We start from the raw sequence: 21,924 nt of genomic DNA, 5'->3' as shown, positions 1-21,924 counted from the left end.
TCCCCTAGTCATGAGAGGGCATTTTTTGTCTACATCAAACGAGTTGATCAGTGCAAAAGCCGCCACCGGCATCGAAGGTCTGGATGACATCCTGGCCGGTGGTTTGTCCCGCGGGCATGTGTTTTTACTGGAGGGTGAACCCGGTACCGGCAAAACCACCGTCGCTTTGCATTTCCTGTTGGCCGGCGCTCGTGCCGGCGAGCGCTCGTTGTACATCACGTTGTCGGAAACCGAGCGGGAGTTGCGACAGGGTGCGTTGTCCCACGGCTGGGAGCTGGATGAGAACATCCACATCTTCGAGCTGACGCCCCCGGAAAGCCTGCTCAATGCCGAGCATCAGCAGAGCCTGTTGTATTCCTCGGACCTTGAGCTGGGCGAAGCCACCAAGCAGATTTTCGAAGTGGTCGAACGGGTCAAGCCGACTCGCGTGGTGCTCGACAGTCTTTCCGAGATCCGTCTGCTGGCCCAAAGCTCACTGCGCTACCGTCGCCAGATCCTCGCAATCAAACATTACTTCGTGCGCTATGACGCCACCGTGGTGTTGCTGGACGACCTGACCACCGAATCCCTCGACAAAACCGTGCACAGTGTGGCCCACGGCGTCATTCGCCTTGAGGAACTGACTCCCAATTATGGCGCCGAGCGTCGGCGGATCCGTGTGGTGAAGTACCGTGGCCAGAAGTACCGAGGCGGGTTTCACGACTTCACCATCATGGGCGATGGCGTGCATGTTTTTCCGCGTCTGGTGGCGGCCGAGCACCGCGGTCGCTATGTCCGCCAGCAATTGTCCAGCGGCATCAAGGCCATGGACGCCCTGCTCGGCGGCGGGATCGAGACTGGTTCCAGCACATTGATCCTCGGCCCGGCCGGTACCGGCAAATCGCTGATCTCGATGATCTTCGCCGCTGCCGCCGTGGCCCGTGGCGAAAAAGCTGCGCTGTTCATTTTCGATGAAGAGCTCGGGTTGCTGTTCGAGCGCATGAAGAACATCGGCATCGACCTCCAGGCGCTGCAAGACACTGGCAACCTGCTGATCGAGCAAGTGGACGCGGCCGAGTTGTCCCCCGGAGAGTTTTCCTACCGGGTTCGTCGCTGCGTCGACGAGAGCAATATCAAGACCGTGGTGATCGACAGCATCAATGGCTATCAGGCGGCGATGCCCGAGGAAAACGCGCTGGTACTGCACATGCACGAGTTGCTGCTGTACCTCAATCGCCAGGGTGCCGCGACCTTCATGACCGTCGCCCAACATGGACTGGTCGGTGACATGCAGGCTCCCGTGGACATCACCTATCTGGCCGACACGGTCATCCTGCTGCGCTACTTCGAGGCACTGGGCAAGGTTCGCCGGGCGATCTCGATCATCAAGAAACGCACCGGCAGCCATGAATCGACCATTCGTGAATACCGCATCAGTGCCCAGGGCATGACCATTGGTGAACCGCTGGATGCATTTCAGGGGGTATTGCGTGGCGTTCCCACTTATCTGGGTGCCAGCAAACCCTTGCTTGAGGAACAAAGCCCGTGATTGCCCAGGAAGCGATGTCCGAGCGCGCGATCATTCTCGCGCCGCTGGGTCGCGACAGCCAGATTGCGCTGATGATGCTCAATGAAGCGGGTTACGACGGGGTGATTACTCGGGACCTGGTGGCGTTGTGCCGCGAACTGGAGCAAGGGGCAGGATTGTTGCTGATTTCTTCCGAGGCTTTGTTGGGCGGTGATCTTGAACCGCTGCTCGGCCTGATCGAGCAACAGCCGGCCTGGTCGGACCTCCCGATTGTATTGATGACCTACCATGGCGGCCCGGAACAAAACCCCGCGTCGCGCTACGGTCCACAGTTGGGGAACGTGACCTTTCTTGAGCGCCCTTTTCACCCGGTTACGTTGATCAGCCTGGTGACCACCGCGTTGCGCGGACGTCGACGACAGTACGAAGCCAGGGACCGGCTGATCGATCTGAGTCAAAGCGAACTGCGGTTGCAAAACACACTCGAAACCCTCGAACAGCAGGTCGAGGAACGCACCGCCCAGCTGCGACACAATGAAGAAGCCCTGCGCCAATCGCAGAAGATGGAAGCGGTCGGCCAGCTCACCGGCGGTATCGCCCACGACTTCAACAACATGCTGACCGGCATCATCGGCAGCCTGGAGCTGCTGCGCCGACGTCTGGCCCGTGGGCGCACCGACGATCTGGACAGCCTTATCGACCTGGGCGTGACCTCAGCCAACCGCGCAGCAGGCCTGACCCACCGTCTGCTGGCGTTCTCCCGGCGTCAGTCGCTGGACTCCAAACCCGTGGAGATGAACACCCTGGTGGTCTCCATGGGCGAGCTGCTTCAGCGCAGCATCAACGAAACCATTCAGCTGGACATGCAGCTGAACGAGCAACTCTGGGTGGCCGAGGCCGATCCCAATCAACTGGAAAGCGCCCTGCTCAATCTGGTGATCAATGCTCGGGATGCGATGCCCGATGGCGGCAAACTGGTGGTGAAAACCAGCAATCAGCATCTGGACATTGGCTTCACCGAAGCCCAGAGCAACCTTCAACCGGGTGATTACGTGGTGCTGAGTGTCACGGACACCGGGTGTGGCATGCCGCAAAGCACCATCAATCGGGCCTTTGATCCGTTCTTTACCACCAAGCCAATCGGCCAGGGCACAGGCCTTGGATTGTCGATGATTTATGGTTTCAGCAAACAATCGCGCGGCCACGTCGCCATTCACAGTGAAGTGGGCGAAGGCACCACGGTGAGTCTGTTCCTCCCGCGATTCGGCGGTGACGTGCCTCAGGACTGCCCGGTGGACGTCCAGCACGCTCCGTTCGCCCAGAATGGCGAAACGGTACTGATCGTCGAGGACGATCCGGCGGTGCGGGTGTTGGTCAGTACGGTGTTGAGTGATCTGGGCTATGCCTTCGTCGAGGCTGGCGATGCCGACAGCGCGGTGCCAATTCTCGATTCCGGGCAGCGTATTGATCTGTTGATCAGCGACGTTGGGTTGCCCGGCATGAATGGCCGGCAACTGGCGGAAATTGGCCGGCAATACCGGCCGGATCTCAAGGTGTTGTTCATCACCGGGTATGCCGAACACGCGGCGGTGCGCGGTGGGTTCCTTGACCCAGGCATGCAGATGATCACCAAGCCGTTCACCTTCGACCTGCTGACGGCGAAGGTGCGGGAGATGATCCGGATCTGACGCGCCCCCTGCAGGAGCGTAAAGCTGTTCTCTTAAGGTCGGGGTTTCCAGGTACACACATGCGTAGCTAGGGGGCGGTGGATCAAGGGTCGACCTGTTTTTTTGTGTGCATATCTGTTTCTGCGGTCACGGCGGCTATCGGTTTCGCTTTTACAGCGAGTCACTTGGAAGAGCCCCAAGTAACCAAGGGCTCTTGCCCCTGTCGTTCGGTGCCTCGCCTAGGCTCGGCATGCCCTCGCTCCGGTCCTGCTCCGTGGGCCCGCCGCCATCGGCCATCCATGGCCGGGGGCGGCTAACCCGGCATCCATGCCGGGTTGCCCACTGCGCAGAACCTCCACTCGGCCTCTCGAGGGGGCGGTGCATCAAGATCAAAGGCTGCAGGCGAGCTAACGCTCGGCCTGTTGAGTGGTGAGGAGCGTGCGTGCACCCCCTCTCCACGGTAGGAGCTGTCGAGTGAAACGAGGCTGCGATCTTTTGATCTTGCTCTGTGGCTTTTGATTTTGATCTGTTGCCCCTTTCCCAGAGGCCGAACGCAGGCGTTGCGCAGGGGGCACCGCGGCAAGGATGCCGCGGTAGCCGCCCCCGGCCATGGATGGCCGATGGCGGCGGGCCCCCGGAGCAATGCCGGAGTGAGGGCATGCCGAGCCCAGGCGAGGCACCGAATGGAGGGGCAAGAGCGCTTTGGTTACTTTCGCGCTTTTCGAAAGTGACTCGCTGTAAAAGCGAAACCGCCAGCCGCCGTTACCGCAGAAACGGATATGTACCCCAACCTTAAGTGAACAGCATTACCCGTAGGAGCAAAGCACCTTACGAGAGCATTTCCTGCATAAGCTCTTGCAGTACATCCAGATCAAACGGCTTGGCCAGAATCGGCGCTTTACGGGTGATAGGGCTGTCCGTCTCGCGGATCTCCTGCGGATAACCGCTGATAAAGATCACCTTGAGTTCCGGTCGCAGCTTCACGGCAGGTTCAGCGATCTGGACGCCAGAGATTCCGCCCGGCAGGCGGAAGTCGGTGATCATCATGTCCAAGTGGGGTTTGCTCGACAGAATTTCGAAGGCTTGCTCGCCGTTTTCGGCCTGCAACACCCGGTAGCCCTCACCCGACAGATAGGCCGACAGCACCATCAAAATGGAGGGGTCATCTTCGACGATCAATACGACGTCTTGTGCATCTTCACTCATGGGAAGCCTTTGTTCGGTCAATAGCTGCTGATACGACCGTGGGGTCGATCAGAGGTTGCGTTTATCTGGCTGTTTTCCTACAGCGGCAGACAAACGCGAAACAAGGCGCCTTCGCCAATCCGGCTTTCGACGGTAATGGAACCGCCATGGGCGGCCACAATCTGCTCGGAAATAAACAATCCCAGCCCCAACCCCGCGACAGCGTGTTTGGCCGTGACGCGTTCGAACTGCTGGAAAATACGCTTCTGGTTCTCTTCGCCGATGCCGATCCCGAAATCGCGTACTTCCACCAGAGCCTGACCGCTCTCACTGTACACCTTAACGGTGATCGGACTCTTGGCGCCGTAGCGCAAAGCATTGGTCAGCAGGTTGGAAATCACCTGTTCAACGCGAAACTCGTCCCAGCTGCCCACCACCGGTTGCTCGGCCTCCAGGGTGACCGTGGACTCGGCAGCATCGACCTGCGGGGCAAAGTTCTGCAACAAGCTGCGAACCAGCGCCGACAGATCGAAGCGCGTCGGTCGGATCGACAGCTTGCCGGTACGAATGCGCGATACATCGAGCATGTCTTCAATCAGTCGGATCAGGCTTTTGATCTGCCGCTCATCGCGGTCGACCATCGCATGCATCTTGTCCAGGGTGAACGCCGCAGCGTTATCCCGGGCCAGGTGCATCTTGCGCAACTGGGTTTCGAGGATCAGGCCATTGAGCGGCGTGCGGACTTCATGGGCGACGATGGACATGAAGTCATCGCGCATGCGCACCGCTTGCTCCAGTTCCAGCTGGGTACTCTGTAACTGCTTGAGCAGCGCTTCCTGCTCGCGGCGGCTTTGCTCCAGCTCTTCGACCTGCTGTTTCATCGCCTTGCTTTGGCGATACAGTTCGACGAACACGTTGACCTTGCTCTTGACCGCGTGGATATCCAGCGGCTTGTAGAGGAAATCTACGGCGCCGCTTTCGTAACCTTTGAAGGCGTAGTTCAGCTCGCGACCGCCAGCACTGACGAACACGATCGGGATGTTCTTGGTCTTTTCCGTGCCGCGCATCAGCTCGGCCAGTTCGAAGCCGTTCATGCCGGGCATCTGCACGTCGAGAATGGCCATGGCGAATTCGTGTTGCAGCAACAGCGACAAGGCTTCGTCGGCGGACAAGGCTTTGTAGACGATACGGTCTTCGCGCTTGATCAGCGCTTCGAGCGCCAACAGGTTCTCCGGCAAATCGTCGACGATCAGCAATTTGGCCTGGATAGTACTTAACATGCGATTCGTTCCAGCTCGACAAGCAGACGGCCGATGCCGCGTATAGGGAGAATGTGGTCCGGCTGGTGTATATCAAGCGCCGCCTGAGGCATGGTCGCGACCTGGGCTTCATCCGGGTCCTGGACAATGGTCATGCCGCCACGACGTTTGACCTGGGCCAGACCGCGGGCGCCATCGCGGTTGGCGCCGGTCAACAACACCGCGGCCAGGGCTGAACCGTAGGCATCAGCAGCCGACTCGAACAGGTAATCGATGGCCGGTCGCGAATAATGCACGTGGGCTTCCAGGCTCAAGGAAAAACTGCGGTCCTGCTCCACCGACAAGTGATAACCCGGAGTCGCGAAATACAGCGTACCGGCTTCCACCTGCGTCTTGTCGCGGGCTTCCATTACAGGCATGGCGACTCGCCGTGCGAACACCTCGGCCAGTTGGCTGCGACGTTCGTCCGGCAGGTGCAAAACCACGATGATCGGCAGCTTGAAGCCTTCTCGCAGTGGGCTGAGGATATTCAGCAACGCCTCCACTCCGCCGGCCGAGGCGCCGATCACGATGGCCTCTATAGAAGGCAAAACCGCTGCACTGTTCATGATTTGCGGTAAATCCGTTCTTGTTTGACCAACGGCTCGAACTGGTTGCCAAAGGCCGAAAAATCCAGGGTTTCCTTGCTGCCCAGCGCCAAAAATCCTCGATGACAAAGGGACTCATGGAACAAACCGAAAGCACGATTCTGAAGCTTTTTGTTGAAGTAAATCAAAACATTACGACACGAAATTAATTGAGTTTCTGAAAAGACACTGTCAGTCGCCAGGCTGTGATCGGCGAAGGTCACGTTCTCACACAGCGTCTTGTCGAAAATCGCGTAACCGTAGGCCGCCGTGTAGTAGTCGGCGAATGAACGCTGGCCACCTGCCTGCTGGTAGTTATGAGTGTAGGCGCGGACATTCTCCATGGAGAAAATCCCTTGCTTGGCCTTGTCCAGCGAGCGCGGGTTGATGTCGGTGGCGTAGATGATGGTGCGATCAAGCAAGCCTTCTTCGCGCAGCAGAATGGCCATCGAATAGACCTCTTCACCCGTGCTGCAACCGGCGATCCAGATCTTGATCGAGGGGTAAGTCTTGAGCAGCGGCACCACTTCCTGACGGATCGCCAGGAAATGCGAAGGGTCGCGGAACATTTCGCTGACCGGGATCGTCAGCAGTTGCAGCAACTGCATGAACGCCGTCGGGTCGTGCAAGACCTTTTCCTGCAACGCTGAAATGGTCGTGCACTCGAACTGGCTCAACGCGTGATTGACCCGGCGCTTGATCGAAGCGCCGGAGTAGTCGCGAAAGTCATAGCTGTATTTGAGGTAGATCGCCTCGATCAACAAGCGAATTTCGATTTCGCTATTTCGCTCCACTGAAAAATTGCGTTCCACTAAATGCGTTCCATTTTTGGTAACCACACGCGAATCAGTGAGAACAGGCGGTCCAGGTCAATGGGCTTGGCCAGGTAATCATTGGAGCCCGCTTGCAAGCAGCGCTCCTGATCGTCCTTCATGGCCTTGGCCGTCACCGCAATGATCGGCAGCTTGCGCCAGCGCGGGTCTTTGCGGATCTCGATGGTGGCTTCGAAACCATCCATCTCCGGCATCATTACGTCCATCAACACCAGATCGATGTCCTCGACTTCATTCAGTCTTTCAATCGCTTCACGACCGTTACGGCCAATGACCACGACTGCACCCTTTTGCTCCAGAGCACTGGTGAGGGCGAAGATGTTGCGTACATCGTCGTCCACCAGCAGCACCTTGCGACCCTCGAAAACCTTGTCGCGGCTGCGCGCGGTCTTGAGCATCCTCTGGCGTTCATGGGACAACGTGGATTCGACTTTGTGCAGAAAGAGTGTGACCTCATCCAGCAAACGCTCTGGCGAGCGGGCGCCCTTGATGATGATCGAGCGCGAATACTTGCGCAGCTCGGCCTCTTCGTCCCGGGTCAGGTTACGCCCGGTGTAGACGATCACTGGCGGAAACGAACAGATATCTTCCGTGGACATGCGCTTGAGCAGGTCGTTGCCGAGCATGTCCGGCAGCTTCAGGTCGATGATCATGCAGTCGAAAATCGTCGTGCGCAGCAGATCCAGCGCATCCTGCGCCAGGCCAACAGCAGTGATCTCGATGTCATCGTCGCCGATCAGTCGGGCAATGCTGTCGCGCTGCACATCGTCGTCTTCGACCAGCAGGACGCGTTTGACCTTCTGGGTCAGTTTGGCCTCAAGGCGGGCAAACACGTCCTTGAGTTCTTCGCGGGTAGTCGGTTTGACCGCATAACCGATAGCGCCCATGTGCATCGCGGCTTCGACTCGGTCTTCCACCGAAATCACATGCACCGGAATGTGCCGGGTTTCGGCGTGTTCCTTCAGGCGTTGCAACACAGTCAACCCGGAATGATCCGGCAGACGCATGTCCAGCAGAATGGCGTCCGGGATGAATTCCTTGGCCAGGTCGTAACCCTCGTCCGCGCCGTGCGCCACCAGGCACTGATACCCCAGCTCATGCGCCAGGTCGTAAAGGATATTGGCGAAGTTCGGCTCGTCTTCCACCACCAGAATGCAACGAGTGGCGAATGGTGCCTTGGTGCGATCGTCGTCGAAACGCGGAATTTCAACTTCGGCGATCACTGGTACCAGCGCAGCGGGCGTCACTCTCGGTGTAAAGGCAACCGGCGTGGCTCTCATCGCCTCGACAGGATCCTCGCCCGGTTCGACGTATTGCTGCGGCAAAACCAGCGTAAACACACTGCCCTGCCCCGGCTCGCTGGTGACACTGATGGAACCGCCGAGCAAGGCGGCCAGGTCACGGGAAATCGACAAGCCCAGGCCGGTGCCACCGTAACGGCGATTGGTGGTGCCATCGGCCTGGCGGAAGGCTTCGAAAATGCTGTCCTGCTGATCCGCGGCAATGCCAATCCCCGAATCGCGAATGATAAAGGCAATACCGTCGCTGGGCTGGCTGGCGACCGTCAGGCTGACCGTGCCTTTTTCGGTGAATTTCACCGCGTTGGACAGCAGGTTCTTGATGACCTGCTCCAGACGTTGGCGGTCGGTGAAGATCATCATCGGCGCACCGGCCTGCACCTCGACCTGGAAATCCAGTTTCTTGTCGGTCGCCAGGGGCTGGAACATCCCGCGCAAGCCGTCCACCAGACGCGCGACACTGGTGTTCTCCGGTCGCATCTCAAGCTTGCCGGCCTCGACCTTGGAAATGTCGAGAATGTCGTTGATCAAGTTGAGCAAATCATTGCCGGCGGAGTAGATCGACTCGGCGAACTTGACCTGCTCGGCGCTGAGGTTTTCCTGAGGGTTTTCCGCCAGCAACTTGGCCAGGATCAACGAGCTGTTCAGCGGCGTGCGCAACTCGTGGGACATGTTGGCGAGGAATTCAGACTTGTACTTGCTCGAGCGCTGCAACTCTTCGGCGCGTTCTTCGAGCTGAGTCTGGGCCTGATGGAGCTCGCTGTTCTTCAGGTCCATGGCGTCGCGCTGGTCGGCGAGGATCTGCGCTTGTTCGGCGAGTTGCTCATTGGTTTGTTCAAGCTCGACCTGCTGGGTCTCCAGATGCGCCTGAGATTCCTTGAGAATCCGCGACTGCTCTTCCAGTTCTTCGTTGGCAGTCTTGAGTTCTTCTTGTTGAACCTGCAGCTCTTCATTGAGCTGTTGAGTTTCGGCCAGTACTTCCTGCAGGCGCTGACGATAGCGAGCGGCCTCGATGGACGTGCCGATGTTGCCGGCAATCAGTTCAAGCAATTCAACATCGCGGTCCGTCAGCGGGCGCAAGAAGCCCAGTTCGATCACACCGTTGACCCGATCGTCATCACTGGTTGGCACCACCAGCACGCTATGCGGCAGACCTTCGCCCAGACCGGAGCTGACCTTGAAGTAATCGCTCGGTACGTCATCGAGACGGATCAAGCGAGCCTGGTTCGCTACCTGGCCGACAATGCCTTCATCGCTGTAAATCTGCTGTTCGCGCGCTTCCTGCTCGCGGGAGAAACCGTAAGAGGCAATGCGCTTGAGACCGCCATGTTCTTCACGGACATAAATAGCCGCCACCGCGGTGCCGAGGTACTGCGCACAGAACTGCAGAATGTTGCGGCCCAGCAGGTTAAGCGACAGTTGCCCCAGCACTTGCTCGGCCAGTTCGGTCTGGCCATTGCGCAGCCAGGCCTGCTGTTCCAGACGACGAGCGCTGGCCTGTTGCGCGGCGAGGTTGGCGATGTAGCTTTGCGAAAGGTTGAGCAAATCCCGACGGCCAATGTAGGCCAGCAAGGCGCTGATCCCGGCGATGAACAACAGATAAAGGCTGATGCTCCAGATCGTGGTGCGGCGCACTTCCTCGTTGCGCGTAGTGCGCAACTGCTGCTCCATGTCGATCACGTCTTCGAATTGCTTGCGGATCTCATCGGTCAGCCGCTTGCCGCGCCCGGCCTTGACCGCGCTGCGGTAATCGCCGCTGGATCGCTGCAACTCAATTATTGCCTGCGCGTAAGTGGCCCACTCATTCTGCAAGGCCTGGAGCCGGTGCAGGCGGTCGGTCTGCACCGGATTGTCCGCGGTCAGTTCGAGCAAGGTATTGAGGGCGACACCGATTCGCGGCTTGGCCGTTTCGTAGGGTTCAAGAAAGTGCTCGTCGCCAGTGAGCAGGAAGCCGCGCATACCGGTTTCCAAATCGACGGTCAGCTTGATCGATTCATTCGCGTTATTGATCACCCGGTCGGTGTGCTCGACCCACTGGATCATCGACAGCAGATAAGTAATCAGCAAAACAAAGAACACTGCACTGAGCACGCCGACACCCAACGGCAGGCTGACGTTGCGGCTCAGGAGTTTACGGAATCGTTGCTCATCAACCGAAGACGCGGATGTCATGGGGGAAACCTTGTCGAACTGTTGAAAACCAAGGAGTTTGCCCCAAAAGCGCCGGATTGATCCAATTTTCTGACACCTTTTCGAGCAAAATCCTACATTCCACTGCTCCAGCGCAAAGGAGCGGTTATCCTTGCCGGCACGTGTGCGGCTATTCTTTTTTCTACCGCGTGGGAACTTGTCGGGTTCCGTCACTTACTCAAGCAAGAGCCCGGCGATTTCGATCGACCGACAACTGCGAATTCATCCTCTGAGAACCCCACTATGTCCGCCACCGCGTCCATCATCCTTGTCGTCGAAGACGACGCCATCGTACGCATGCTGATTGTCGATGTGCTGGAGGAGCTCGAGTTCAAGGTGCTCGAGGCCGATGGCAGCGAACAGGCGCTGGAGTTTCTCAACGATGAAGATCAGTACATCGATTTGATGATGACAGACGTTGGTTTGCCGGTGATGGACGGCCGTGAACTGGCCACACAGGCGCGGATGCTTCGCCCTGAATTGCCGATTTTGTTTGCTAGCGGTTATGCCGAAAGTATTGATGTGCCTGCTGGAATGTCGGTGATCGGCAAGCCGTTTTCCATTGATCAACTGCGCGACAAGGTCAAAGGCATTCTCGCGAACGCCTGATATCGACCAGTGCGGGCATCGGGATCGCCTTCGCCTGTGCTTTAATTGCGCCCCCGCTTTTGTCCCCTGCCTTCTGCTCGCATCAAGGAATGTCCGTTCATGACTCAGCCCCGCGCAACCAAAGTCCTGGTCATTGGTTACGTCTGGCCCGAGCCCCGCTCTTCAGCGGCCGGCGGGCATATGATGCAAATTCTCGAGGCCTTCTTGCAGCAAGGCTGGGACATTACTTTCAGTAGCCCGGCCGGCACTGGTGAACACCGGGCAGACCTGACGGTCTTGGGCATTCGCGAAGTCCCGATCGAATTGAACAACGGCAGTTTCGACACGTTCATCAGCGAACTGACCCCGGATATCGTTCTGTTCGATCGGTTCATGATGGAAGAACAGTTTGGTTGGCGCGTCGAAAAACACTGCCCCGATGCGTTGCGCGTGCTTGAGACCTCCGACCTGCAAAGCCTGCGGGATGCCCGCCATCAACGCCTCAAAGAGCGATTGAAGGCCAGTGACGACGCCAACGATTTCAATGAATTGTTCGCGCCGGCGTTGCGTGAAGAGTTTGAGCTGATGGCCGAGACCGATCTGGCAAAACGGGAGATCGCGGCGATTTATCGTTGTGACTTGAATCTGATGATTTCAGAAGTAGAGATCGAGTTGCTGGTCGAGCAATTCAAGCTGCCGCGCCACTTGCTGCACTGGTGCCCGCTGATGGTCGATCTACCGAGCGTGCCACCGGTTTCTTTTGAAGACCGCGCGCACTTTCTCAGCATCGGCAACTTCCGTCATGCGCCCAACTGGGACGCAGTGCTCTGGATGAAAACCACTATCTGGCCGCTGATCCGCCAACAACTGCCAACGGCTCAATTGCACATTTACGGTGCTTACACACCGCCCAAAGCGACTGCGTTGCACAACCCCGGCCAGGGTTTCCATGTAATGAACTGGGCGGAAGATGCTTTAAAAGTCATGTCTGGCGCACGGATTTGTCTGGCCCCCCTACGCTTCGGTGCCGGAATCAAAGGCAAAATTGTCGACGCCATGTTGTGTGGCACGCCCACGATCACAACGCCAATCGGCGCAGAAGCGATGCATGGCGAACATCTCTGGCCGGGTGCTGTGACCCGAACAGCACAGGCGTTCGCCGATTGCGCGGTTCAGCTGTACAAGGACGAGGTTCTGTGGACGGACGCCCAATCCAAAGGGAAGGCATTGCTGGCCGATCGTTATCGACAATCGGAACATGGTCCGGCGCTGATCGAAAAGTTGTTGTATTGCCAACAACACTTGGCACAACTTAGAAGCGATAACTTTACGGGAAGCATGTTGCGTCATCACCACCATAAAAGCACGCAATATATGGCGCAATGGATTGAGGCGAAGAACCGAATTACGCCATAGAATTTATACCAACAATAAATATTTTGCATCGCCACCCTTGTTGACCACGCCAACTCCACACCCTATAAAAATCTGCCAAACTTAAGCTTCGTTAGTTAAGTTCGACACAACCAACTTCTCTTTTTAAAAACAATGCAAGGATGCATTAAATGGATAACTTTGTTCAGAACAAAAGTACGCATAAAAACTGGATGCTAGCCACGCCGGCAATTGATACATTGTCACTCTGTGAATTGACACTGCCGGGTACACACAACGCAGGCAGCGACTGGAAAGCGTCCTGGCCGTTTTTCGGCCCTCCCGCCCATTGGGTGGCATGTCAGCATGAATCGTTCTACAGCCAGCTGTGTCACGGTTCTCGGGCTCTCGATATCCGTTTATTGCAGGACGATAGCGCAAAAGGACTCGACAAGTTCGGCATTCATCACAACGGCTCCCGCAATTCTCGCACCTTGAAGAATCTTGTGACCGACGTGGAACAATTTCTTCAGGAGAGCCCGAATGAATTCATTATTCTAGACTTCCATCAACTGCAGGGTGATAGGTTTGATTTCACTAACTTCAATAGCATGGTGAAACAGTATCTTGGCAATCGCATAATCCCCACCAAAAATCTGTCTCTGAGCCTGTATCAGCTCAAACAAATCAGCTCTTTACAAAGAATTTTAGTCGCCGCCCCATGGCACAGTGCTCTTGATCGAAACGTATTTCACGAGCAGATCGGGCACAAATGGTCTGGCAGCGCCATCACCGATGCCGCTGATTTGAAACAGCACATTATTAATGTGCTGAAATACTCGCCAGGCACTTGGGCGCCGTGGTCACTTTCCGCCACCAGTTACAGCGCTCTCGGTGGCCCCGTGGATATTCATGACGCGCTTAATTCCTGGTTTGATCCAAACAAAAGCGACTGGGCGTCAAAGTGCAACATCATCAATGTCGATTTCATTGAAGAGTCCAACATCGTCTCTTATTGCCGAACTGTAAACCTGACGAAAGCGAGCAAGCGAAATTAACCATTTTCGCGCCATCAAATAGCTATTCTTGTGTAAGTGTTTCCGACGCTGGCAATACTGCCATGCACTTCTATGCTGGGTCATGAAAGCCTTTTGTCTCAGGCGAGTGATACGGATGTGGCACCCAGCCACATCCGACACATGAACTTCTTCTCCCCACGGATGGGGCGAATCAACGACAAGGAATTGTCATGACCCGCAATACAGCAACCACACCCGACAAACAAAAATGGATGAGCAACGTACTGGATATCGGCCAGTTGAAGCTGACTGATATTGTCTGGCCCGGTACGCATAACGCCGGCATGGACAAAAAAGCGCCCAACTATGAGGTGGTGGTCGGCAACTGGACAACGTGCCAGAACGACTCATTTGCCTGGCAACTGGCCAACGGGGCACGGGCGTTCGATATCCGGCTTGGCTGTACCGCCGGCCCGGTAGTACCGGTGTTCTACTTCCATCACAACGGCTATCAGTCCCACCGCATTCTTGATGAACTGATCGACGCGGTGACGATATTCCTCGAAACCCGGACGAATTCATCGTCCTCGACTTCCACCAGTTAGGGGATGCAGCGAAGCCTTTCGACTACCGACAATTCAATGATTTTCTGATGCGCCGCCTGGGCTCGCGTTTGATCCGTCCTTCGGACGCGCGTAGTACCGTGGAACAGCTCAAGCGCGCCAGTTCGCAGCGCCGCATTGTCATGGCAGCGCAGACGAAGCCCGGGCTGGACAGTGAGTATTTCTGGCCGCATATACCTCACAAATGGAACGGCAAGGTATTCACCGACACCAGCGATCTGCAATCGCATATCCAGACCACCCTGGTGGGAGCGCCTTACGATACATTTCTCTGGTCTTTGCCGGCGACGTGTTATTCGCTGTTGGGTGGCCCGCAGCACATCAAAAACCAAATCAACGACTGGTTCCACACCACCCGCGACTGGGTCACCCGGTGCAGCATCATCAGCACCGATTTCTTTGACGAGGCGGATATTGTCCGCTACTGCTGGAGTGCAACCAGCATGAAAGCGGTTTACGGAGACAGGTTGCACCAGTCGGCCTAAGCGAAAGTCGTGGCAGGCTGGCACAGCAGGCGCCAAAAGAGGCATGATCGGACAGCGATAACAAGAAAAGCGCCCTGACATGACCCGAACAGCCCGCGTGACAGACCCCTCCTACGAACTGATGGACGACCACAACGGGTTGTCCATCATCTACCGCCAGCACGGTTTTCCTTGCCCGTTGGTGCGTTGGCATTTTCACAAGGAGTACGAACTGCACCTGATCGTCGCCAGCTCCGGCAAAGTGTTCATCGGTGACTACATCGGTAACTTCTATCCAGAATCGCTATTCCTCACCGGCCCCAACCTGCCCCACAACTGGATCAGCCAGGTGGCCGAAGACGAAGTGGTGCCCAAGCGCGACATGCTGGTCAACTTCACGGATGAGTTATTCGACAGCGGCCACTTGGTATTTGCCGAGCTCAAAACGCTGGCGCCGCTGTTGGAGCGCGCCCAGTACGGCATCGAGTTTCGCTGCAAACGCACCATTCGCCAGGCCATGACGTTGATGCAGCGCATCGCCGATACCCAAGGCGTGACGCGCCTCGGACACTTTTTCATTCTGCTGGAGTTGCTGGCGACCTCTGACGACTATCAGTTGCTGTCCGGGGCTACGACACCGCAATTGGCCGACGAGCACAATATCGATCGCACCAACCGGGCAGTGGATTACATCTTCGCGCATTACGCCCGTGAACTGCCGCTGGAAGAAGTCGCCGAGCACTTGGGCATGAAACCGACTTATTTCAGTCGAGTGTTCAAGCAAGCCACCGGCCGCTGCTTCATCGAATTCGTCAATCGACTGCGCATCAGCAAATCCTGTGAGCTGCTGGCCGACGGTGACAAACCGGTAACCGATGTGTGTTTCGAATCGGGCTTCAACAATATTTCCAACTTCAATCGGCGTTTTCAGCAACTCAAGGGCATGACGCCGTCCCATTACCGGCGATTGGCCGTGCAACGGTTGACCGAGCAGAACCTGGGTTAAACGCCTGAAAACCTGTACGGAATCCATAGGGTCTAACCGCTAAAAAGCCGTTCCCTGCACCTCTCCCTCCAAACACCAGTGCAAAATAGTATCGATCCAAGTGCGATGGATGATTTGTCACGTCATCAATTGAAGGCTGTAATCAGTGCACATTCTTCCTGCCGTCGGAAGACACAAAAACAATAACTGTCCTTCTGTACCCGCCGGGTGCAGAAAAGGAGTGCACGATGCAACCTTCTGTAAAAGCTCTGCTTGCCCTCACCTGCATGACCCTCAGCAGCGTCAGCCTCGGCGCCCAGACCCTGACCATCGCCACCGTCAACAACAGCGACATGATCCGCATGCAAAAGCTCTCGAAAACCTTCGAGGCCGAGCATCCGGACATCAAGCTCAATTGGGTGGTGCTGGAAGAAAATGTCCTGCGCCAACGCCTGACCACCGACATCGCCACTCAGGGCGGACAGTTCGATGTACTGACCATTGGCATGTACGAAGCCGCACTCTGGGGCGCCAAAGGTTGGCTGGAGCCGATGAAGGACTTGCCGGCCAGTTACGCCCTGGACGACGTGTTCCCATCGGTGCGTGAAGGCCTGTCGGTCAAGGGTTCGCTGTATGCCTTGCCCTTTTACGCCGAAAGCTCCATCACCTATTACCGTACCGATCTGTTCAAGGAAGCCGGGCTGACCATGCCCGAGCACCCGACCTGGACCCAGATCAGCGAATTCGCCAGCAAACTCACCAATAAGGATAAAGAACAGTACGGCATCTGCCTGCGCGGCAAGGCCGGTTGGGGCGAGAACATGGCGCTGATCACCACCGTCGCCAATGCCTATGGTGCGCGCTGGTTCGATGAGCAGTGGAAACCGGAATTCACCGGCCCCGAGTGGAAAAACGCGCTGAACTTCTACGTCGACACCATGAAAAAATCCGGCCCGCCGGGCGCGTCGAGCAACGGCTTCAACGAAAACCTCGCGCTGTTCAACAGCGGCAAGTGCGCGATCTGGGTCGATGCCAGCGTCGCTGGCTCCTTCGTCACCGACAAGACCCAAAGCAAGGTTAGCGACCACGTCGGCTTCACCTACGCTCCGCACGAGACCACCGACAAGGGCTCGGCCTGGTTGTATTCCTGGGCGCTGGCAATTCCGACCAGTTCCAAGGCCAAGGACGCCGCGAAAACCTTCAGTGCCTGGGCCACTTCCAAGGAATATGGCGCTTTGGTTGCCGAGAAAGACGGCATTGCCAACGTGCCGCCAGGTACTCGCGCTTCAACGTACAGCGATGAGTACATGAAGGCTGCGCCGTTCGCCAAAGTAACCCTTGAATCGCTGAAAGCCGCGGACCCGAGCAAGCCGACCCTCAAGCCCGTGCCGTATATCGGCATCCAGTTGGTGACCATTCCTGAATTCCAGGCAGTGGGCACCCAGGTCGGCAAGCTGTTCTCGGCGGCACTGATCGGCCAGACCACGGTCGACCAGGCCCTGACCGCTGCCCAGTCAACCACCGAACGTGAAATGAAGCGCGCCGGTTACCCCAAGTAACCCGCCATTTCAATGTGGGAGCGAGCCTGCTCGCGAAGAGGTCGGTACATCCGATGCATCTCTGGCGACTGGAACACCGCTTTCGCGAGCAGGCTCGCTCCCACAGTTGATCTTCATTTGTCTGTTCCTTATCGGTTCTATCGCCATGAATATTTCAACTGCCAAAGCTCACATGGACATTCCCCAACCGGTGCGTAAAAGCCGGTTGTCTAACCCCGGCTGGTTCCTGGTCAGCCCCTCGGTGGCGTTGTTGCTGCTGTGGATGATCGTGCCGCTGGGCATGACCGTTTACTTCTCGCTGATCCGCTACAACCTGCTCTACCCCGGCGAGAACGAGTTCGTCGGGCTGGAGAACTTCAGCTACTTCCTCAGCGACTCGGGTTTCCTGCCCGGCGCCACCAACACCTTGTTGCTGGTCGGCAGCGTGCTGCTGATCAGCGTGGTGTTCGGCGTGTTGATCAGTGCGCTGCTGGAGGCCAGTGAGTTTCTGGGGCGCGGCATCGTACGGGTGATGCTGATCTCGCCGTTTTTCATCATGCCCACCGTCGGTGCGCTGATCTGGAAAAACCTGATTTTTCACCCGGTGTCAGGGATTCTCGCCTACGTCTGGAAGCTGTTCGGCGCGCAACCGGTGGACTGGCTGGCGCACTACCCGCTGCTGTCGATCATCATCATCGTGTCCTGGCAATGGCTGCCGTTCGCGATTCTGATCCTGATGACCGCCATGCAGTCCCTCGACCAGGAACAGAAGGAAGCCGCGCGCCTCGACGGTGCCGGGCCAATCGCGATTTTCTGGCACCTGACCTTGCCGCACCTGGCACGGCCGATCGCCGTAGTGGTGATGATCGAAACCATCTTCCTGCTCTCGGTGTTCGCCGAAATCTTCACCACCACCAACGGCGGCCCCGGCTATGCCTCGACCAACCTCGCCTACCTGATCTACAACCAGGCGTTGGTGCAGTTCGACGTCGGCATGGCGTCCGCCGGTGGCTTGATCGCGGTGGTGATCGCCAACATCGCGGCCATCGTGCTGGTGCGCATGATCGGCAAAAACCTGACAGACAAAGCCTGAGGCCTGCGCCATGACCCTTCAACAATCCCGCCGTCTGCAAAGCCTGCTGCTCGGCACCCTGGCCTGGGCCATCGCGATCCTGATCTTCTTCCCGATCTTCTGGATGGTGCTGACCAGTTTCAAAACCGAAATCGATGCCTTCGCCACGCCGCCGCAGTTCATCTTCACGCCCACGCTGGAGAACTACCTGCACATCAACGAGCGCAGCGATTACTTCAGCTTCGCCTGGAACTCGGTGGTGATTTCGTTCAGCGCTACAGCCCTGTGCCTGCTGATCGCGGTGCCGGCGGCCTATTCGATGGCGTTCTACGAAACCCAACGCACCAAAGGCACGCTGCTGTGGATGCTCTCCACCAAGATGCTGCCACCGGTGGGCGTGCTGATGCCGATCTACCTGCTGGCCAAGAGTTTCGGCCTGCTCGATACGCGCATCGCGCTGATCGTGATCTACACGCTGATCAACCTGCCGATCGTGGTCTGGATGATTTACACCTACTTCAAAGACATCCCCAAGGACATCCTCGAAGCCGCACGCCTCGACGGTGCCACGCTGTGGCAGGAAATGGTCCGGGTGCTGCTGCCGATCGCCAAGGGCGGTCTGGCTTCCACGGTGCTGTTGTCGCTGATCCTGTGCTGGAACGAGGCGTTCTGGTCCTTGAACCTGACTTCGTCGAAAGCCGCGCCGCTGACCGCATTGATCGCCTCCTACTCAAGTCCCGAAGGTCTGTTCTGGGCCAAGTTGTCGGCGGTCTCGACGCTGGCCTGCGCGCCGATCCTGATCTTCGGCTGGATCAGCCAGAAACAATTGGTCCGCGGCCTGTCGTTCGGCGCCGTGAAATGAAGATCCCTGTAGGCCTTCGCCTGCTCGCGATGGCGGTCTGTCATTAAACAATGATGTCGATTGACACGGCCTCATCGCGAGCAGGCGAAGGCCTACAAAAAGACCGCATGGCTCAACTGAATAACAACACGTGGAGGCCCATCATCATGGCCAACCTGAAAATCAAGAATCTGCAAAAAGGCTTCGAAGGCTTTTCCATCATCAAAGGCATCGACCTGGAAGTGAACGACCGCGAGTTCGTGGTGTTCGTCGGCCCGTCGGGCTGCGGTAAGTCCACCCTGCTGCGCCTGATTGCCGGCCTGGAAGAAGTCAGTGGCGGCACCATCGAACTCGATGGCCGCGACATCACCGAAGTCAGCCCGGCCAAGCGCGACCTGGCGATGGTGTTCCAGACCTACGCCCTGTACCCACACATGAGCGTGCGCAAAAACATGTCGTTTGCCCTCGACCTGGCCGGCGTCCCGAAAGCCGAAGTCGAGAAAAAAGTCGGCGAAGCGGCACGCATCCTTGAACTCGGGCCGATGCTCGAACGTAAACCGAAACAGTTGTCCGGCGGTCAGCGTCAGCGCGTGGCCATCGGCCGCGCCATCGTGCGCAATCCGAAAATCTTCCTGTTCGACGAACCGCTGTCCAACCTCGACGCCGCCCTGCGCGTACAGATGCGCCTGGAACTGCTGCGCCTGCACAAAGAACTCAAAGCCACGATGATCTACGTGACCCACGACCAGGTCGAAGCCATGACCATGGCCGACAAAGTCGTGGTACTCAATGGCGGCAAAGTCGAACAAGTCGGCTCGCCCCTGGACCTGTATCACCAGCCGGCCAACCTGTTTGTCGCCGGGTTCCTGGGCACGCCGAAAATGGGTTTCCTCAAAGGCAAAGTCACCCGCATTGAGCGCCAAAGCTGTGAAGTGCTGCTGGACGCCGGCACCCGCATCACGTTGCCGCTGAGCGGCGCCAACTTGAGCGTCGGTGGTGCGGTGACGTTGGGCATTCGTCCTGAACACCTGAATCTCGCGCAAACCGGCGACTGCACCTTGCAGGTCACCGCCGACGTCAGCGAACGCCTGGGCAGCGACACCTTCTGCCACGTGGTGACCTCGTCGGGCGAAGCCTTGACCATGCGCGTTCGCGGCGACCTGGCCAGCCGTTATGGCGAGTCGCTGAGCCTGCATCTGGACGCCGAACACTGCCACTTATTCGATGCCGACGGTGTGGCGCTGACCCGCCCGTTGCGCGCTGCGGCCTGATTTTAGAGTGCATGTGATGAAACTGAATAAACAGAACCTCAACCGCCTCGCCCCCGAGGTGGTCCTGCCCGCCTACGCCCTGAGCGACACGCGTCAAGGCATCGCGCACATTGGCGTCGGCGGTTTTCACCGGGCGCATCAGGCGTATTACACCGACGCATTGATGAATACCGGCGAAGGTCTGGACTGGGCCATTTGCGGCGTCGGCCTGCGCGCCGAAGACCGCCGCGCCCGGGACGATCTCAAGGAGCAGGATTACCTCTTCACCCTGTTCGAGTTGGGCGATACCGACGACACCGAAGTTCGGGTCATCGGCGCGATTCGCGACATGCTGCTGGCCGAAGACGGCGCACAAGCGCTGATCGACAAACTCGCCAGCCCCGAGATCCGTATCGTTTCGCTGACCATTACCGAAGGCGGTTACTGTATCGACGACAGCAACGGCGAGTTCATGGCCCAGCAGCCGCAGATCCAGCACGACCTGGCACACCCCAACGCCCCGAAAACCGTGTTCGGTTTTCTCTGCGCCGCGTTGGCCAAACGCCGTGCAGCCGGCACGCCCGCGTTCACCTTGATGTCCTGCGATAACCTGCCGCACAACGGCGCGGTCACTCGCAAAGCGTTACTGGCGTTCGCCGCCCTGTGCGATGCCGGTCTGCGGGACTGGATCGCCACCCACGTGAGTTTCCCCAACGCTATGGTCGACCGCATCACGCCGATGACCAGCACCGAACACAAGCTGCAACTGCACGATAAACACGCTATCGACGATGCCTGGCCGGTGGTCTGCGAACCGTTTGTGCAATGGGTGCTGGAAGACAAGTTCGTCAATGGTCGTCCAGCCTGGGAAAAGGTCGGCGTGCAGTTCACCGACGACGTCACGCCTTATGAAGAGATGAAGATCAAACTGCTCAACGGCAGTCACCTCGCACTCACTTATCTGGGTTTTTTGAAGGGTTACCGCTTCGTTCACGAAACCATGAACGATCCGCTGTTCGTGCGCTACATGCGTGCCTACATGGACCTGGACGTGACCCCGCAACTGTCACCCGTGCCGGGGATTGACCTGACCGAGTACAAAAACACCCTGGAGGCGCGCTTCTCCAACCAAGCGATTGCCGATCAGCTGGAGCGCGTGTGTTCGGACGGTTCGTCGAAGTTTCCGAAGTTCACCGTGCCGACGATCAATCGATTGATTGCTGATGGGCAAGAGACCAAACGGGCGGCATTAGTAGTAGCCGCATGGGCGTTGTATTTGAAGGGCGTGGACGAGAATGGCGAAACCTACAGCATTCCTGATCCGCGGGCGGCGTTTTGTCAGGCGTTGGTGGCGGATGATGCGTTGATCACGCAGCGCTTGCTGGAGGTTGAGGAGATTTTTGGTGCGGCGATTCCGCATTCGCCGGAATTCGTGGCGGCGTTTGAGTGGTGCTGTAACAGCTTGCGCGATGTGGGGGTGACGCAGACGCTGGAGCGGGTTCTGGCGTAAGAATGGTGGTGAACCTGCTGCCGTCTTCGCGAGCAAGCCCGCTCCCACAGTAGATCTCAGCGAACACAGATTTTGTGTTCGACAACAATCCAATG

General features: G+C 57.6%; 16 protein-coding genes and 1 pseudogene. 12 read left to right on the top strand and 5 right to left on the bottom strand.

The genetic code is table 11. The features are described from left to right. The first annotated feature begins 25 nt into the window (after nucleotides 1–25). A complete protein-coding gene (locus ACYZTZ_RS12425) occupies nucleotides 26–1,528 on the top strand; it encodes an ATPase domain-containing protein (protein WP_461998397.1) in 1,503 nt (500 codons plus the stop codon). A 14-nt stretch (nucleotides 1,529–1,542) separates the two neighbouring features. Further along, entirely contained in the window at nucleotides 1,543–3,195 is a 1,653-nt protein-coding gene (locus ACYZTZ_RS12420) for an ATP-binding protein (protein WP_462000669.1), read from the top strand. An 807-nt stretch (nucleotides 3,196–4,002) separates the two neighbouring features. Here ACYZTZ_RS12420 and ACYZTZ_RS12415 read toward each other — a convergent pair. From ACYZTZ_RS12415 to ACYZTZ_RS12395, 5 genes are all read right to left on the bottom strand, one after another. Further along, complete coding sequence (locus ACYZTZ_RS12415) at nucleotides 4,003–4,380, bottom strand: response regulator (RefSeq protein WP_008146959.1); 378 nt, start codon at nucleotides 4,378–4,380, stop codon at nucleotides 4,003–4,005. Between the two features lie 77 nt (nucleotides 4,381–4,457). Further along, nucleotides 4,458–5,639, bottom strand: coding sequence for a hybrid sensor histidine kinase/response regulator (locus ACYZTZ_RS12410; RefSeq protein WP_461998396.1), 1,182 nt, complete (start codon nucleotides 5,637–5,639; stop codon nucleotides 4,458–4,460). After that, the gene (locus ACYZTZ_RS12405) at nucleotides 5,633–6,226 is read right to left on the bottom strand and encodes a chemotaxis protein CheB (protein ID WP_056740080.1); all 594 of its coding nucleotides are present in this window, start codon (nucleotides 6,224–6,226) and stop codon (nucleotides 5,633–5,635) included. Before ACYZTZ_RS12405 ends, ACYZTZ_RS12410 begins: the two co-directional genes overlap by 7 nt. Beyond that, complete coding sequence (locus ACYZTZ_RS12400) at nucleotides 6,223–7,056, bottom strand: CheR family methyltransferase (protein WP_461998395.1); 834 nt, start codon at nucleotides 7,054–7,056, stop codon at nucleotides 6,223–6,225. Before ACYZTZ_RS12400 ends, ACYZTZ_RS12405 begins: the two co-directional genes overlap by 4 nt. Beyond that, on the bottom strand, nucleotides 7,056–10,547 hold the full coding sequence (locus tag ACYZTZ_RS12395) for a response regulator (RefSeq protein ID WP_461998394.1): 3,492 nt from the start codon (nucleotides 10,545–10,547) through the stop codon (nucleotides 7,056–7,058). The genes ACYZTZ_RS12400 and ACYZTZ_RS12395 overlap by 1 nt, the downstream gene beginning before the upstream one ends. A gap of 261 nt (nucleotides 10,548–10,808) precedes the next feature. Between ACYZTZ_RS12395 and ACYZTZ_RS12390 the strand changes: the two genes are divergently transcribed. The 10 genes and pseudogenes from ACYZTZ_RS12390 (at nucleotide 10,809) to ACYZTZ_RS12345 (ending at nucleotide 21,829) form a co-directional block, all read left to right on the top strand. Further along, nucleotides 10,809–11,174, top strand: coding sequence for a response regulator (locus ACYZTZ_RS12390; RefSeq protein WP_461998393.1), 366 nt, complete (start codon nucleotides 10,809–10,811; stop codon nucleotides 11,172–11,174). 99 nt (nucleotides 11,175–11,273) lie between these two features. Beyond that, on the top strand, nucleotides 11,274–12,569 hold the full coding sequence (locus ACYZTZ_RS12385) for a glycosyltransferase (RefSeq protein ID WP_461998392.1): 1,296 nt from the start codon (nucleotides 11,274–11,276) through the stop codon (nucleotides 12,567–12,569). Between the two features lie 149 nt (nucleotides 12,570–12,718). After that, complete coding sequence (locus ACYZTZ_RS12380) at nucleotides 12,719–13,585, top strand: phospholipase (protein WP_461998391.1); 867 nt, start codon at nucleotides 12,719–12,721, stop codon at nucleotides 13,583–13,585. Between the two features lie 191 nt (nucleotides 13,586–13,776). Beyond that, nucleotides 13,777–14,654: pseudogene (locus ACYZTZ_RS12375) on the top strand (phospholipase). Between the two features lie 79 nt (nucleotides 14,655–14,733). Next, nucleotides 14,734–15,639 (top strand): AraC family transcriptional regulator, encoded by a 906-nt coding sequence (locus ACYZTZ_RS12370; protein ID WP_046047126.1) that lies wholly within the window; start codon nucleotides 14,734–14,736, stop codon nucleotides 15,637–15,639. A gap of 227 nt (nucleotides 15,640–15,866) precedes the next feature. Beyond that, entirely contained in the window at nucleotides 15,867–17,177 is a 1,311-nt protein-coding gene (locus tag ACYZTZ_RS12365; RefSeq protein ID WP_095129876.1) for an ABC transporter substrate-binding protein, read from the top strand. Nucleotides 17,178–17,322: 145 nt separating this feature from the next. Continuing rightward, the gene (locus tag ACYZTZ_RS12360) at nucleotides 17,323–18,249 is read left to right on the top strand and encodes a carbohydrate ABC transporter permease (protein WP_046047221.1); all 927 of its coding nucleotides are present in this window, start codon (nucleotides 17,323–17,325) and stop codon (nucleotides 18,247–18,249) included. Nucleotides 18,250–18,259: 10 nt separating this feature from the next. After that, a complete protein-coding gene (locus tag ACYZTZ_RS12355) occupies nucleotides 18,260–19,090 on the top strand; it encodes a carbohydrate ABC transporter permease (protein WP_007936731.1) in 831 nt (276 codons plus the stop codon). Between the two features lie 146 nt (nucleotides 19,091–19,236). Then, nucleotides 19,237–20,340 carry an ABC transporter ATP-binding protein gene (locus ACYZTZ_RS12350; protein ID WP_046047129.1) on the top strand — a complete coding sequence of 368 codons (1,104 nt, stop codon included), beginning with the start codon at nucleotides 19,237–19,239 and terminating at the stop codon, nucleotides 20,338–20,340. A gap of 16 nt (nucleotides 20,341–20,356) precedes the next feature. Next, nucleotides 20,357–21,829, top strand: a complete 1,473-nt coding sequence (locus ACYZTZ_RS12345; RefSeq protein ID WP_461998390.1) for a mannitol dehydrogenase family protein — start codon at nucleotides 20,357–20,359, stop codon at nucleotides 21,827–21,829. Nucleotides 21,830–21,924: the final 95 nt, after the last annotated feature.

It is taken from the genome of Pseudomonas sp. LB3P58 (assembly GCF_054897895.1).
Note: the sequence above shows the minus strand (reverse complement) of the source record. Positions and strands in the feature narration are given on the sequence as shown.